13 protein-coding genes are annotated in these 14,200 nt (G+C 57.6%); 6 read left to right on the top strand and 7 right to left on the bottom strand.

The annotated features are described in order from the left end of the window. Positions 1 to 6 precede the first annotated feature (6 nt). The 4 genes from RMR24_RS06245 to sucC form a co-directional block, all read right to left on the bottom strand. Positions 7 to 1,698 carry a Wzy polymerase domain-containing protein gene (locus RMR24_RS06245; protein ID WP_310614218.1) on the bottom strand — a complete coding sequence of 564 codons (1,692 nt, stop codon included), beginning with the start codon at positions 1,696 to 1,698 and terminating at the stop codon, positions 7 to 9. A gap of 73 nt (positions 1,699 to 1,771) precedes the next feature. Then, the gene (locus tag RMR24_RS06240) at positions 1,772 to 2,287 is read right to left on the bottom strand and encodes a pilin (protein ID WP_310614217.1); all 516 of its coding nucleotides are present in this window, start codon (positions 2,285 to 2,287) and stop codon (positions 1,772 to 1,774) included. A gap of 129 nt (positions 2,288 to 2,416) precedes the next feature. Beyond that, complete coding sequence (sucD, locus tag RMR24_RS06235) at positions 2,417 to 3,313, bottom strand: succinate--CoA ligase subunit alpha (protein ID WP_310614216.1); 897 nt, start codon at positions 3,311 to 3,313, stop codon at positions 2,417 to 2,419. 9 nt (positions 3,314 to 3,322) lie between these two features. Then, positions 3,323 to 4,483 (bottom strand): ADP-forming succinate--CoA ligase subunit beta, encoded by a 1,161-nt coding sequence (gene sucC, locus RMR24_RS06230; RefSeq protein ID WP_104801911.1) that lies wholly within the window; start codon positions 4,481 to 4,483, stop codon positions 3,323 to 3,325. A 171-nt stretch (positions 4,484 to 4,654) separates the two neighbouring features. On the opposite strand from sucC, the gene argC reads away from it, so the two are divergent. Next, positions 4,655 to 5,572, top strand: coding sequence for an N-acetyl-gamma-glutamyl-phosphate reductase (gene argC, locus RMR24_RS06225; protein WP_310614215.1), 918 nt, complete (start codon positions 4,655 to 4,657; stop codon positions 5,570 to 5,572). On the opposite strand, the gene recX is transcribed toward argC, so the two are convergent. Then, positions 5,569 to 6,003: a recombination regulator RecX gene (recX, locus tag RMR24_RS06220; RefSeq protein WP_405023316.1), complete on the bottom strand. Its 435-nt coding sequence runs from the start codon at positions 6,001 to 6,003 to the stop codon at positions 5,569 to 5,571. The two genes, argC and recX, sit on opposite strands and share 4 nt — an antisense overlap. Before the next feature lie 101 nt (positions 6,004 to 6,104). Continuing rightward, positions 6,105 to 7,244: a recombinase RecA gene (gene recA / locus RMR24_RS06215; RefSeq protein ID WP_310614213.1), complete on the bottom strand. Its 1,140-nt coding sequence runs from the start codon at positions 7,242 to 7,244 to the stop codon at positions 6,105 to 6,107. A 141-nt stretch (positions 7,245 to 7,385) separates the two neighbouring features. On the opposite strand from recA, the gene RMR24_RS06210 reads away from it, so the two are divergent. The 3 genes from RMR24_RS06210 to RMR24_RS06200 are packed head-to-tail and all read left to right on the top strand — an operon-like array spanning position 7,386 to position 10,065. Next, complete coding sequence (locus RMR24_RS06210; protein ID WP_310614336.1) at positions 7,386 to 7,895, top strand: MarR family winged helix-turn-helix transcriptional regulator; 510 nt, start codon at positions 7,386 to 7,388, stop codon at positions 7,893 to 7,895. Positions 7,896 to 7,932: 37 nt separating this feature from the next. Then, positions 7,933 to 8,607 carry a response regulator transcription factor gene (locus RMR24_RS06205; protein ID WP_108283676.1) on the top strand — a complete coding sequence of 225 codons (675 nt, stop codon included), beginning with the start codon at positions 7,933 to 7,935 and terminating at the stop codon, positions 8,605 to 8,607. A 15-nt stretch (positions 8,608 to 8,622) separates the two neighbouring features. Next, positions 8,623 to 10,065: a sensor histidine kinase N-terminal domain-containing protein gene (locus RMR24_RS06200; protein ID WP_310614212.1), complete on the top strand. Its 1,443-nt coding sequence runs from the start codon at positions 8,623 to 8,625 to the stop codon at positions 10,063 to 10,065. A gap of 42 nt (positions 10,066 to 10,107) precedes the next feature. Here RMR24_RS06200 and RMR24_RS06195 read toward each other — a convergent pair whose 3' ends face one another. Further along, a complete protein-coding gene (locus RMR24_RS06195; RefSeq protein WP_310614211.1) occupies positions 10,108 to 11,280 on the bottom strand; it encodes an ABC transporter ATP-binding protein in 1,173 nt (390 codons plus the stop codon). A 59-nt stretch (positions 11,281 to 11,339) separates the two neighbouring features. Between RMR24_RS06195 and RMR24_RS06190 the strand changes: the two genes are divergently transcribed. Continuing rightward, positions 11,340 to 12,959 (top strand): iron ABC transporter permease, encoded by a 1,620-nt coding sequence (locus tag RMR24_RS06190; RefSeq protein ID WP_310614210.1) that lies wholly within the window; start codon positions 11,340 to 11,342, stop codon positions 12,957 to 12,959. 132 nt (positions 12,960 to 13,091) lie between these two features. Further along, positions 13,092 to 14,150: an extracellular solute-binding protein gene (locus RMR24_RS06185; protein WP_310614209.1), complete on the top strand. Its 1,059-nt coding sequence runs from the start codon at positions 13,092 to 13,094 to the stop codon at positions 14,148 to 14,150. Positions 14,151 to 14,200: the final 50 nt, after the last annotated feature.

Here is a 14,200-nt window from a genome sequence, read left to right as displayed (position 1 = left end):
ATGAGTTTAGCGTGGTGTATGTTGTTTCACGTCTTCTAAACGCTCAGTCAACGTTTGCGCTTCTTCGTCATGCCCTAGCAACTTGGCACTGTCGATGACGCGTTGCACCACGCGTGCTTCGGGCGAGTAGTGCATCAAACGCACAGCTTGCGGATACAACTCAGCCGCGTTGTCTGCGGTGATGGTTTGCGTGGTGAGCTCGGCAAAGTCGGCTTGGTTTCTGAATAACCACGATTGTTTGGCGTGGTGCAAAGGGTTGTCACGATACGCGGCATCTCGCGAAGCAGCTTGTCGGTAAATTTGACCCACCCGATTGAAGTCCCACGCGGCATAGAGGCAGCCAATGAACAAAATGGCCGCCACCAGCATGGGGCCTTCTTGTGCTTCTTGCTTGATGTGTGCACTTATTTGCGCGCTGGGAGTCACCCACAACAAACCAATGGCCAAACCCAGGGTCATTTGGAATGGACCGTACCAAAGCGGATATTCCAACAGGCTGTGCAAACCCAACACCGCGAACACACACCAAGCCATCACACGCCATGGATGCTGTTCGCGCCAAGGTGCGCGGCGCAGCACCCACACGCCGACGACCGCGATGACGGTAACGGCAAACGGCACGCCAAACTCCAGCGCCAAGTGCAGCGGGAAATCATGTGCGTTATCGAGCATGTCACAAAAACGCAAGCTGCTGTAACCCGTCATGAAATGAGCGAAGTCGGTCTCGCCCCAACCCCAACCCAGCCATGGGTGCTGCGCAATCAACGCCAACACGTTGGCCCACAACACGCGGCGACCACCGCATGCTGCGTAGTCTTGGGCTTGACCCGTCACACGCAAGATCATGCTCGCGCCCCACTCGCCTGTGGTTTGCAACGCTAACCACGGCATCACCACCGACCACACCACCACCAAGACGGGCGCTGCCAGAGAAAGCCACATCAAGCCCTTGCCAAAACCAGCCTCTCGCTTGGCGCTGCGCCAACCCCATGCGGCCATCAGCACACCTACCAGCACCCACTGCATGGCACCCGTGCGCGACAACGAACACGCCACACCTGCGGCCAGCAGGTTGATCAGCACCCATGCCAACACCCAAGCCAGACGCGACATGCTGTGCGACTTTGCCTGCGCAGCCACACAACCCAGCAAGGCCACCAGCCCCAAGCTGGTGAGCGAGGCAAACTGGTTGCGTTGGCGCAGATTTGCAAAAGCATCGCCCTTCACAGGCTGGTTCACCCAAGGCGATAGCTCTCTCGCCAAGCCTAAATACTGCAGCATGCCCAGTACCGCACTGATGACAGCAGCCAACAACAAACCTGCCACCAAGCAGCGCAACAGTGACTCATCCACAGCCGCACGACGCACGACGGCGGCCATGAGCCACACACACATGAGTGAGGCAACCAGTCCTGCGGTCAAAGCACGATCCACCACCTGTGGCACCCACAACAACGAGGCAACGAGCCACACCGATAGCGCACCGCACACCACCACGTCTAAAGCTGTCCAACGCGGCTTAACCAGCGGCAACTCCACGACGGCTAGCAATGCACATGCAGCTAGCATCCAGCTCACCAATAATGGAATGACGGCTGTGGACGGACTGTTGGCAAATGGGTTAAGCCAGGGCAGTGCAACGCACAAAATGAGGATGACATTGCGCGCCAGAAGGCTTTGAGCTGTAGACGAGTTCATGGATAGATTTTCTATTACTCACACCCCTCAAAACAAAGGCGCCCGCAGGCGCCTTGTTAAAAGTTTGCAGCCCTTATTTGCAATCGCTTGGGACATACTTTTTGTCCAAAGCATCACTGGGCACAGACACATTCACAAATGCTGGCGCATCCTTCGCCATGCACTTCCATTGCACCACGCCATCAATTGAGGCGCTTGTGGCTGTTGGTGCGGGTAACGCTGCTTCTGTGCTGCCGCTCTTCGTGAACGGCACCAGCAACAAACTGCCGCCGCCCGCTGCCGCAGTTGTGGTGATGGTGATCACCCCTGTGCTTGCGGTGATGTCGATTTTGCTGATGTTCTTGGTCGCGCCGCCAAATGTGTAGCCGGTCTTATAGCCATCCGTGCCAATCGTGGCGATGTTTCCGCTGTTGAGCACATCCAACACATTGGTTTTTGCGGCAGACGCCAAGCCCAAGCCCTCGCTCACACGGGCACGGATCATGTAATCTTGGTAAGCGGGCAAAGCCACCGAGGCCAGCACGCCAATGATGGCGACAACAATCATGAGCTCGATCAAAGTGAAGCCGCGTTGCAGGGTGTGTTTCATTGCAAGTCCTTTGGAAGTTGGGCACGGATTCTAGGCAGCACTTGCCTGCGAATGGGCGATGTGCGAGTCCAAAAAAAAGCGAGCGGTGAAAACACCGCTCGCTTCTGAGTTAGTAATTCCCGAAGGAGATTACTTCAACTGAGCTTTGAGCAATTTGCCCAATTCAGAGGGGTTGCGTGTGACGATGAAGCCGCACTCTTCCATGATGGCCAGTTTGGCATCTGCCGCGTCTGCACCGCCAGAGATCAAGGCACCCGCATGGCCCATGCGCTTGCCGGGAGGGGCAGTCACACCCGCGATGAAGCCCACGATTGGCTTCTTCATGTTGGCCTTGCACCACATCGCGGCTTCGGCTTCGTCTGGACCACCGATTTCACCAATCATGATGACGGCGTCGGTGTCTGGATCGTCGTTGAAAGCCTTCATCACGTCGATGTGCTTCAAACCGTTGATGGGGTCACCACCGATACCGACGGCGCTGGATTGGCCCAAGCCCACTTCGGTCAACATCGCCACGGCTTCGTAAGTCAATGTGCCTGAACGAGACACAACACCGATACGACCTTTGCGGTGGATGTGACCGGGCATGATGCCGATCTTGATTTCGTCAGGGGTGATCAAACCAGGGCAGTTAGGGCCGAGCAGCAAAGTCTTCTTGCCGCCAGCAGCTTCCTTGGCTTTCATCTTGTTACGGACTTCAAGCATGTCACGGACGGGAATGCCTTCGGTGATACAGATGGCCAAGTCGAGGTCAGCTTCCACAGCTTCCCAGATGGCAGCAGCTGCACCGGCTGGTGGCACGTAGATCACGGACACGGTCGCGCCTGTGTTGTGAGCCGCTTCTTTGACGGAGGAGAAAATTGGCACGCCGAAGATGGACTCGCCAGCCTTCTTGGGGTTCACACCCGCGACGAAACAGTTTTTGCCGTTTGCGTACTCGATGCACTTTTCAGTGTGGAACTGACCGGTTTTGCCGGTGATACCTTGGGTGATGACCTTGGTGTTTTTATTGATGTAGATTGACATGTGGTGTCCTTACTTAACGGCAGCAACGATGGACGTTGCGGCTTCGGCCATGGTGTCGGCAGAGATGATGGGCAAACCTGATTCGGCCAACATTTTCTTGCCCAGCTCGTCGTTGGTGCCCTTCATGCGCACCACCAATGGCACGGACAGGTTCACGGCTTTACATGCTGTGATCACGCCGCTGGCGATGGTGTCGCACTTCATGATGCCGCCGAAGATGTTGACCAAAATGCCTTTGACATTCTTGTTAGCCAACATGATCTTGAACGCTTCAGTGACTTTTTCAGCTGTAGCACCGCCGCCCACGTCCAAGAAGTTAGCTGGCTCGCCGCCAAACAACTTGATGGTGTCCATGGTGGCCATGGCCAAGCCAGCACCGTTGACCAAGCAACCAATGTTGCCGTCCAAGCTGATGTAAGCCAAGTCAAACTTAGAAGCTTCTACTTCAGCAGGATCCTCTTCGTCCAAATCGCGGTAAGCCACGATTTCTGGGTGACGGAACAAAGCGTTGGCATCGAAGTTGAACTTCGCATCCAAAGCCATCACGTTGCCTTTGCTGTCGCGGTTCAGTGGGTTGATTTCTACCAAAGAAGCGTCAGTTTCCATGTAGCACTGGTACAGCTTCTTGAAGATGTCCACGGCTTGAGCGGTGGAGTCTGCAGGCATGCCGATGGCGTCTGCAATCTTCTTGGCTTGTGCATCGCCCAAACCAGTCAACGGGTCGATGAACTCGGTGATGATTTTTTCTGGCGTGCTGTGGGCCACTTCTTCAATGTCCATGCCGCCTTCGCTGGAGGCGATGAAAGCAATCTTTTGCGTGGCACGGTCAGTCACGACCGACACGTAATATTCTTTGTTGATGTCGGCGCCGTCTTCGATGTAGAGGCGACGCACTTTTTGGCCTTCTGGGCCGGTTTGGTGGGTCTTGAGCTGCATGCCCAAGATCTCTTCGGCCAAACGCTTGACATCATCAATGGTCTTAGCCACTTTGACGCCGCCGCCTTTGCCGCGGCCACCCGCGTGAATTTGAGCTTTCACAACCCAAACTGGGCCGCCCAACTTTTGCGCGGCTTCCACCGCTTCTTGTACCGTGAACGCAGGGATACCGCGTGGCACTGGCACACCAAATTGACGCAAGATTTCCTTGCCTTGGTACTCGTGAATCTTCATGAGATCTCTCTTAGTAATCGGTGGATTTGTAACATTCTGTGTGGTCTACGACACCGAAGAGCCGCACCCCACAAAGCCTTAAGACTGTATCATGCTGCATTGCGTCAATCTTTTAACTGGCTTACAACAGCCTAAGGACGCCCAACATTTTTGTACTTTTTGGCGACAACCATGTCTAAAGTCTTCATCGACGGCGAAGCCGGCACCACAGGCCTTCAAATTCGCGAACGTCTGGCCCTCATGCCAGCCATCGAAGTGGTCAGCATTGACCCCGCCAAACGCAAAGACCCGGAAGCCAAACGCGAGCTCATGGCGGGCGTGGACATGGTCATCTTGTGTTTGCATGACGATCACGCAATTGCTTCCGTTGCCATGATCGACAGCCTCACGGGCCACAAACCCAAAATCATCGATGCCTCCACCGCGCACCGCGTGGCGCCCGGTTGGGTCTATGGCTTTCCAGAATTGGCTGCTGGCCAGCGCGACGCCGTGGTCAACGCCCAACGCGTGGCCAACCCCGGCTGCTATGCCACCGGCGCCATCGCTTTGTTGCGCCCCTTGGTGAATGCAGGCCTGGTACCTGCCGACTTTCCCGTGGCCCTGCCATCGGTCAGCGGCTATTCGGGCGGCGGTCGCGCCATGATTGAAGACTATGAAGCGGGCAAAGCACCGCTGTTTGAAGCTTATGCCTTGGGCCTTGAGCACAAGCACATTCCAGAAATCATGGCCTACACCGGCCTCACACGTCGCCCGTTGTTTGTGCCGTCGGTGGGCAACTTCCGCCAAGGCATGTTGGTGCAACTGCCCATTCATTTAGACATGTTGCCTGGCAAACCCAAAGCCGCTGACCTGCACGACGCACTGGCCCAGCACTACGGCCAACATCCAGGCGGCTGGGTGAGCGTGCACCCCGCCACCGAGAACGGTAAATTTGACGCCACCGCATTGAACAACACCAACCAACTAGAAATTAGCGTCTTCGCGAACGAAACCCATCGCCATGCGGTGCTAATGGCGCGTTTGGACAACTTGGGCAAAGGCGCAAGCGGCGCTGCGGTACAGAACTTGCAATTGATGTTGGGCGTTTAAAAGTCTTCTGCGCCTGACACAACTTTGCGCACCACCTCGGGCGCAAAGCCGCGGCTCACTAAAAACCGCACTTGTTTGACGCGAGCCGCTTGGTCAACAGGCGGCTCACCAAACTTCTTTCGCCAAACTTCGCGGGCCCGCTCTAGCTCGGTGCTGCGCATCGCTTGCACAGCTTCGGCGATGGCCTCGACAGGCAACCCCTTGGCTTGCAACTCTTGACGCACCCGGGATGCACCGAGCTTGCGAGAGCGGCTGTTGACGACAGACTCCACCACGCGCTGCTCGTTGATGAAGTCTTTGGCCTGCAAAAAATCCAAGGCCTCGGCGAGCTCACCTGGCGTTTCTTCAAACGGTTTGAGCTTGCGCTCGAGCTCAAAACGCGAGTGCTCGCGCTGCGACAGCAAGCGCAAGGCTCGGCCCTTGAGCGAGATTTGGAACCCCCTGGCCCTTTTCGCCGGAGGTTTCTCTTCTTCGTTTGAATCGACGTCGTGTGTCACGAGGCTGGTTTTTAACTGGCGTTAAACATCCAACCTTAAGCCACCACGCCGTCGGCATCTGCGTCAGCAGCGCCCTTGACGTCTTTCGCTTCTTTGATCGCCTTGGAGGCCTTCGGCGCTTTTTCTTCTTTGGCTGCAGGCGCTTCCACGCCACCGGCCAACAAAGGAATGCCCAACGATTCACGCACTTTGTTTTCAATCTCAAAGGCGAGAGCTTCGTTTTCGCGCAAGAACTCACGCGCGTTGTCGCGGCCTTGGCCGATTTTTTCGCCTTGGTAGGCGTACCAAGCGCCAGACTTTTCGATGACCTTGGCGTTCACGCCCATGTCGATGATTTCGCCTTGGCGGCTGATGCCTTCACCAAACAAGATGTCGAACTCGGCCGTTTTGAACGGAGGCGCCACTTTGTTTTTCACCACTTTGACTTTGGTTTCATTGCCCACCGCTTCGTCGCCACGCTTGATGGTGCCGGTGCGGCGAATGTCCAAACGCACAGAGGCGTAGAACTTGAGCGCGTTGCCGCCGGTGGTGGTTTCGGGCGAACCAAACATCACGCCAATCTTCATGCGGATTTGGTTGATGAAAATCACCGTGCAGTTGGTCTTCTTAATAGAAGCCGTCAACTTACGCAACGCTTGGCTCATCAGGCGGGCTTGCAAGCCTGGCAATGAATCGCCCATGTCGCCTTCGAGTTCAGCCTTGGGTGTGAGCGCGGCCACCGAGTCGACCACAACCAAATCCACCGCACCTGAGCGCACCAAACTGTCGACCACTTCCAGCGCTTGTTCGCCGGTGTCTGGCTGGCTGATGAGCAAGTCTTGCAAATTCACGCCAAGCTTTTGGGCGTATTGCGAATCCAAAGCGTGCTCGGCATCCACAAAGGCGCAAGTGCCGCCTTGTTTTTGCATCTCGGCGATGACTTGCAAGGTGAGGGTGGTTTTGCCGGATGACTCTGGGCCGTAAATTTCAATCACGCGACCACGAGGCAAACCGCCCACGCCCAAAGCGATGTCCAAACCCAAAGAGCCGGTGGACACGACTTGGATGTCGTCAATCACTTCGCCTTCGCCCAAGCGCATGATGGTGCCCTTGCCGAATTGTTTTTCGATTTGCGCCAAGGCGGCTTGCAGGGCTTTGGCTTTTTCGCTGTCAGCGACGATGGGTTTGTTGTTCATGAGAAATCTCCGTGAAATCAAAGGCTTACCGAGGATGTCCAGTCACTGTGTTTAACAACAACTGGATGCTTGACCAGTACTTTACCGCAAAGTCAAAACTTGTAAACACTTTTTTTGGTCAGTTTGCCTTACTATATGCCAATGGCTTCTGCACCCACCTTTTCCATCCAGCAAGACTGGCGGCAAATTCATCTAGGCCGCCTGCTGGGCCATGCCATGCGCCGCTTTGATGCCCGCGTGTTGCACCTGATGGCACACAACGAAGATGTGCCACTGGCCTTGTCAAATCTCGCGGCTCGATCACAGGTCAGCGCGGCACACATTCACATCACACGCCACTTGAGCCTTGAGGGCTCGCGCCTGATCGACTTGGCAGCCAGCGCCGGCATGACCAAGCAAGCCATGGGCGACCTCGTCACACAATGCGAAGCGTGGGACTTGGTGCAGCGCACACCTGACCCGCAAGACGCACGCGCGCGGCGCATTGTGTTCACCGAAACGGGACTGGCTTGGCTGCGGGCCTTTGAGCAAGCCGTGGCGCAAACCGAGACCGAGTTCAAACAAGAGGTGGGCGCAGACGTGGCCACGGTCGTGAGCTTAGGTCTGGAAGCCTATTCAGGCGGTTACTCCAGCCTAGAATCACATGCCTGACACCTCTAAAAACGCGAACAAAGCTGGAGACAACAACATGCGCATCCTGATTGCAGAAGACGACTTGGTCTTGGCCGATGGCCTGTTGCGCACCTTGCGTGCGTCTGGCGCTGCGGCCGACCACGTGGCCAGCGGCTCTGAAGCTGACGCCGCCTTGATGACCACCGATGAGTTTGACTTGCTCATCCTGGATTTAGGCCTGCCCAAAATGCACGGCCTTGAAGTGCTCAAACGCTTGCGATCACGCGGCTCATCCATTCCTGTGCTCATCCTCACCGCTGCAGACGGCGTGGAAGAGCGCGTCAAAGGTTTGGACTACGGCGCCGACGACTACATGGCCAAGCCCTTCAGCCTGCAAGAACTCGAAGCCCGCGTGCGCGCGCTCACGCGTCGCGGCATGGGCGGCACCTCGTCATCGATCAAACATGGCCCGCTGGTGTATGACCAAACCGGTCGTGTCGCCACCATCGACGGCAAGATGGTGGAATTGTCTGCGCGTGAACTCGGTTTGCTCGAAGTGCTGTTGCAGCGCAGCGGCCGCTTGGTGAGCAAAGACCAGTTGGTAGAGCGCTTGTGCGAGTGGGGCGAAGAGGTGAGCAACAACGCGATTGAGGTGTACATCCACCGCCTGCGCAAGAAGATTGAAAAGGGCCCCATCCGCATCGCCACCGTGCGCGGCTTGGGCTACTGCCTCGAAAAAATTCCGGGCTAAACACACCTCACTTGCATGGCAAAGTTGTTTAGGCGCGAGCAACACTCGCTGTTTGGCGAGATTCTGGATTGGATGCTCACGCCGCTGCTGCTGCTGTGGCCGGTCAGCTTGGCGCTGACCTGGCTGGTGGCACAAAACATTGCGGGCCGTCCGTTTGACCGGGGCTTGGAATACAACGTGCAAGCCCTCGCGCAGCTCGTCAAGAGCGACCAAACGCGTATGTATTTCAACTTGCCTTTGCCCGCACGCGAAATTTTGCGCGCCGACGAAGCCGACTTGATTTATTACCAAGTACTGGGCACGCGCGGCGAGTTTGTCAGCGGCGAGCGCGACTTTCCGCTTCCGCCCGACGAAGAGCAACCTCTGCCAGGCGAAGTACGCATTCGCGACGATGAAATGCGAGGCGCCGATGTGCGCGTGGCCTATACGTGGGTACGCGTGGATATGCCGGGCGCGAAGCCCGTGTTGGTGCAGGTGGGCGAGACCTTAGAAAAGCGCTCGGTACTGGCCACCGAAATTATCAAGGGCGTCATGCTGCCGCAGTTCGTCATCTTGCCGCTTGCCGTGCTGTTGGTGTGGCTGGCTTTGGCGCGTGGCATTCGCCCGCTGAACAAGCTCGAAGAACGCATTCGCTTACGCAAGCCCGATGATTTAAGCCCACTCGACGAGTCAGCTGTGCCGCAAGAAGTCGCACCACTGGTGGCCTCCATCAACGACTTGCTCACGCGGCTCAAAGAATCCATCGCCACCCAAAAACGGTTTTTGGCCGACGCAGCGCACCAGCTTAAAACGCCGCTCGCAGGTTTGCGCATGCAAGCCGATTTGGCGCAACGCGCAGACTCGAGTGCGGATGAGCTCAAGCAATCACTCAAGCTCATTGGCCGCGCCAGCATCAGGGCCACGCACACGGTCAACCAACTGCTATCGCTGGCCCGCGCGGAAAGCGGCAGCACGCACATTGCACGCAGCTCGTGCGATTTGGTGAGCTTGGTGAGCGACGTGATTCAAGACTCGCTGCCCCGCGCCATGGATAAGCACATTGACCTGGGCTACGAAGGCGTGGAATCGGGCAGCACGGGCGTGCGCGTGATGGGCAACCCCACGCTGCTCAAAGAAATGGTGCGCAACTTGGTGGACAACGCCATCAACTACACACCCTCCACCGAGGACAACCCTGGCGTGATCACCGTGCGCTTGCTGGCTGACAAGTTTGGCAAAGTGGTGGTGTTGCAAGTGGAAGACTCGGGCCCCGGCATTCCTGAAGCTGAGCGCGATTTGGTGTTCCAGCCTTTCTACCGTGCCTTGGGCACCGAGGCTGATGGCTCTGGCCTAGGTCTGCCGATCGTGATGGAAATTGCCGACCAGCACGCCGCCGTGGTGACTCTGGAAGATGCAACGCCCGGCAAGGCCATGCCGGGTGCGCGGTTCACGGTTCGCTTCTCAAATACACAGGCGTAAAAAAGCGGCTCGCAAGCCGCTTTTCAGACGCAGGGGATTGGCTTAAGCCGATGACTTTTCGTGAAAGTGAATGGGCTGCACTTGGGCTTGCTCATGCGGCGCTTCGTGCTCGGCACATGGCATGTTGCACAAGTCGTTGCCGTTCACAGGGCAGGCACGGTTGAAGGTGACCACATGGTCCACCTCGGCGCGAATGCCAATCCACTCGCCCAAGGTGTGGTCGTGATGGCTGGGCACATGGGCCATGACCGTTTCGCCGGTCTTCAAACGCAGGGTGTACAAAAACTCCGAGCCGCGAAATGATTTGCGGATGATCTCGGCTTTCACGGGTGCATCGTCGTCGTGCACGATGTCGTCAGCTCGCAGCAGCACATCGCACTCGCCTGATGCAAACGTACAAGGCAGCGGGCACTCGGCCACATCCACCAAATCACCCATCGGCGTGCTGACCACCACTTGGTTGTTCACCTCACGCAAGGTGGCCGGCGTGAACACACCGTGGCCAATGAACTCGGCCACAAAGCGCGTGGCTGGGCGGTGGTACAGCGTGTAGGCGTCATCCCACTGGTGCAGACGGCCTTCAGACATCACGCCAATCACGTCGCCAATGGCAAAGGCTTCCATTTGGTCGTGCGTCACAAACAAGGCCGTGGTTTGCGCCTCTTTCAAAATGCCGCGCACTTCCAAAGCCAAGCGCTCGCGCAGTTCGACGTCGAGGTTGGAGAAGGGTTCGTCGAGCAACAAAAGCTGCGGCTTAGGTGCCAGCGCACGGGCCAAGGCCACGCGTTGCTGCTGGCCACCCGACAACTCATGCGGGTAACGCTGCGCACTGGTGCTCAAGCCCACCAGCGCCAGCACCTCGCGCACACGTGCTTCGCGCTCTATGCGCGGCTGCTTGTGCAGGCCAAAACTGATGTTGTCTTGCACGCTCAAATGGGGGAAGAGGGCGTAGTCTTGAAACACCATGCCAATGCGGCGCGCCTCGGGTGCCGCATGCACGCTGGCACTGCTGACCACCGATTGCGCCAAACGAATTTCGCCTGCGCTGACACGCTCCAGGCCGGCCACTGCTCGCAAGAGCGTTGTTTTGCCGCAGCCCGAGGGGCCAATGAGCACGCCCATTTCGCCAGCACGCAAGCCCAAAGTCACGCGGTCCACCGAGGGACGGGTGCGTTCGGGGTAGCTGACGGAGAGCTGGGCGACATCTAAAAACATACTGCCATTGTAGAGACGGCCTTTAACGCCACACGCTGTGCGGCTACCTACAATGCCGCATGGTTTTTAGCTCCCGCTTGTTTTTACGCTGCGTGTTGGCCGTGCTGGCTTTGCTGTTGGCACTGCCAGTGTTGACCGTGCTGTTTTCATGGGTGCAGTGGAACGGCGCTTCGGCCAGCATCTTGGCCGAGATGGCCAGCACGGTGTTGCCCGATTATGTGGGCACCTCGTTGCTGCTCTGCGTGTTGGTGAGCGTGGGCGTGATCAGCATGGGCACAGTGTCTGCGGCGGCAGTGACGCTGTTTGACTTTCCGATGCGCCGCAGTTTGGAGTGGGCGCTGCTGTTGCCACTGGCCATGCCTGCTTATGTGGTGGCTTATGCCTACACCGACTATTTGCAATTTAGCGGCCCATTGCAAACGACCATTCGCGCTGCATTTGGCATAGAAGGCCGGGTGTTTCCCGAGGTGCGCAATGTGTGGGGTGCGGCGTGTGTGTTCACCCTCGCGCTTTACCCCTATGTGTATTTGCTGGCCCGCACTGCCTTGTCTGAACGCGCCAACCATTTGATGGAAGCGGCCCGCTTGTTAGGTGCACCACTGTCGCGCCGCATCTTGCGCGTGGCCTTGCCACTGGCTCGTCCGGCCATTGCGGCGGGCACGGCTTTGGCCTTGATGGAAACGCTGGCTGACTTTGGCGTGTCGAGCTACTTTGGCATTCAAACCTTCACCGCTGGCATTTACAAAGCGTGGCTGGTGATGGACAACCGCATTGCCGCGGCGCAGCTGGCCACCTTGCTGTTGGTCGTGGTGGTGGTCTTGCTGGCGGCCGAGCAACGCGCGCAATCGCGCTTGCGGTTTTCCAGTGCCCGGGTTGATCGCCATGGCACGGAATCACAACCTTTGAAGCTCCACGGCCTGTCTGCAGCCTTCGTGTCGACGCTGTGTGTGCTGCCCGTGTTGTGCGGTTTTGTATTGCCTGTGCTGTTCATGTTCCGCGCCTTGTTGCAAGGTGACGGCATGATGGATTTGCCTTGGGCGCGCTTTGTGCAATGGTCTGTCACCAGCTTGTCGCTGGGTAGCATGACGGCTTTACTGGCTGTGGGCGCTGCGCTGCTGCTGGCGGCGCAAGCGCGTTTGCACCCCAATTGGCTGACGCGCCAAGTCATGGGCGTGGTGAGCTTGGGCTATGCCGTGCCGGGCGCAGTGATTGTGGTGGGTTTGCTGCTACCCGTGGGTTGGGTGCAAGCCACGTGGCCGCAATCGGGCGTGGGGTTTTGGCTCACGGCCACGGTGTTGGGTTTGGTGTGGGCTTACCTGGTGCGCTTTGTGGCCGTGGCTTTGCAATCGGTGCAAAGCGGCTATGCGCGTGTGCCTGCATCGCTGGACGACAGTGCGCGCATGTTGGGTACATCGGGCTTGTCACTGGTGCACCGCGTGCATTGGCCCTTGCTCAAAAAGCCACTGGCCGCCGCCACGCTGCTGGTGCTGGTCGATGTGATGAAAGAGCTGCCTGCCACCTTGGTGCTGCGCCCCTTCAACACCGACACCTTGGCCGTGATGGCCTACCAACTGGCACGCGACGAACGCTTGGGTGAAGCCGCTTTGCCATCGCTGGCCTTGGTGCTGGTGGGCTTGTTGCCAGTCATCTTGTTGAGCCGCACGCTGCGTCGCAGCTAAGCCACAACCCAGCCGTCGCTAAGCCTTCGCGACAAAACCTGCACATCCAGCGGGGGCATTTGATCTAAATCAAATGATAATGATTCGCATTTGATGTACACTGCGCCCAAGCTTTTAACTTGGAGTCGCTTCATGCGTCGCACACTGTCTGTTTTGTCTTTGGCCTTGTCAGTTGTCACTGGTGGCTTGTTCAGCGCGTCAGCCGTCGCCGATGATCAGGTCATCAACCTGTACTCGGCCCGTCACTACCCGACCGATGAGGCGCTGTACAGTGACTTCACCAAAGCCACGGGCATCAAGATCAATCGCGTCGATTCAGACGACGCAGGCATCATCGCCCGTCTGAAAGCCGAAGGCAGCGCATCGCCCGCCGACGTCATCTTGTTGGTCGATGCCGCACGCTTGTGGAAGGGCGAAGTCGACGGCATGTTCATGCCCATCAAGTCCAAAACATTGGAAACCGCCATTCCCTCGCAGCTGCGCTCAAAACCCACCGACGACGGCGGCACAGCTTGGTTTGGCCTGTCTACCCGCGCTCGCGTCGTGGTGTTCGACAAACTCAAAGTCAAACGCGAAGACGTGGACACCTACGAAGAATTGGCCGACCCAAAAAACAAGGGCAAGCTTTGCATCCGCTCTGGCTCACACCCGTACAACCTGAGTTTGTTTGGCGCAATGACCGAACACCTCGGACCCGTTGCGACTGAAACGTGGCTCAAAGGCATGGTCGACAACATGGCCCGCGCACCCAAGGGCGGCGACACCGACCAAATCAAAGCCGTGGCCAGCGGCGAGTGCGGCATTGCCGTGACCAACACCTATTACTTGGCGCGCTTGATGCGCTCCACCAACCCCGCCGAAAAAGCGGTGGCCGAGCGCGTGGGCGTGGTGTTCCCCAACCAACAAAGCTGGGGCACACATGTGAACGTGGCCGGTGGTGCAGTGGCGCGTTACGCGAAAAACCAAGCCAACGCCGTGAAATTTTTGGAATACCTCGTCAGCCCCGAAGCACAAAACCACTTTGCCAACGGCAACAACGAGTGGCCCGTGGTCAAAGGCATGAAGTTGGACAACCCAGCCCTCAAAGCCATGACGGGCGGCAACTACAAAAGCGAGCTGGTGCCCATCAGCGCGGTGGGCATGAACCAAATCAAGGTGCAACAGATGTTGGACCGCGTGGGCTTCAAGTAAGCGCTCGCACGATGCGCCGTTGACGCAACGGCGCTAGAAAAACCAAGCAC

Origin of the sequence: Limnohabitans sp. (genome assembly GCF_031539105.1) — a bacterium.
Lineage (GTDB): Bacteria > Pseudomonadota > Gammaproteobacteria > Burkholderiales > Burkholderiaceae_C > Limnohabitans.
This window is presented reverse-complemented; position numbering and strand designations above follow the sequence as displayed.

Coding starts and splice junctions, on each gene's coding strand:
- RMR24_RS06245 (WP_310614218.1), bottom strand. CDS start 1,698: ATGAACTCGTCTACAGCTCAAAGCCTTCTGGCGCGCAATGTCATCCTC.
- RMR24_RS06240 (WP_310614217.1), bottom strand. CDS start 2,287: ATGAAACACACCCTGCAACGCGGCTTCACTTTGATCGAGCTCATGATT.
- sucD (WP_310614216.1), bottom strand. CDS start 3,313: ATGTCAATCTACATCAATAAAAACACCAAGGTCATCACCCAAGGTATC.
- sucC (WP_104801911.1), bottom strand. CDS start 4,483: ATGAAGATTCACGAGTACCAAGGCAAGGAAATCTTGCGTCAATTTGGT.
- argC (WP_310614215.1), top strand. CDS start 4,655: ATGTCTAAAGTCTTCATCGACGGCGAAGCCGGCACCACAGGCCTTCAA.
- recA (WP_310614213.1), bottom strand. CDS start 7,244: ATGAACAACAAACCCATCGTCGCTGACAGCGAAAAAGCCAAAGCCCTG.
- RMR24_RS06210 (WP_310614336.1), top strand. CDS start 7,386: ATGGCTTCTGCACCCACCTTTTCCATCCAGCAAGACTGGCGGCAAATT.
- RMR24_RS06205 (WP_108283676.1), top strand. CDS start 7,933: ATGCGCATCCTGATTGCAGAAGACGACTTGGTCTTGGCCGATGGCCTG.
- RMR24_RS06200 (WP_310614212.1), top strand. CDS start 8,623: ATGGCAAAGTTGTTTAGGCGCGAGCAACACTCGCTGTTTGGCGAGATT.
- RMR24_RS06195 (WP_310614211.1), bottom strand. CDS start 11,280: ATGTTTTTAGATGTCGCCCAGCTCTCCGTCAGCTACCCCGAACGCACC.
- RMR24_RS06190 (WP_310614210.1), top strand. CDS start 11,340: ATGGTTTTTAGCTCCCGCTTGTTTTTACGCTGCGTGTTGGCCGTGCTG.
- RMR24_RS06185 (WP_310614209.1), top strand. CDS start 13,092: ATGCGTCGCACACTGTCTGTTTTGTCTTTGGCCTTGTCAGTTGTCACT.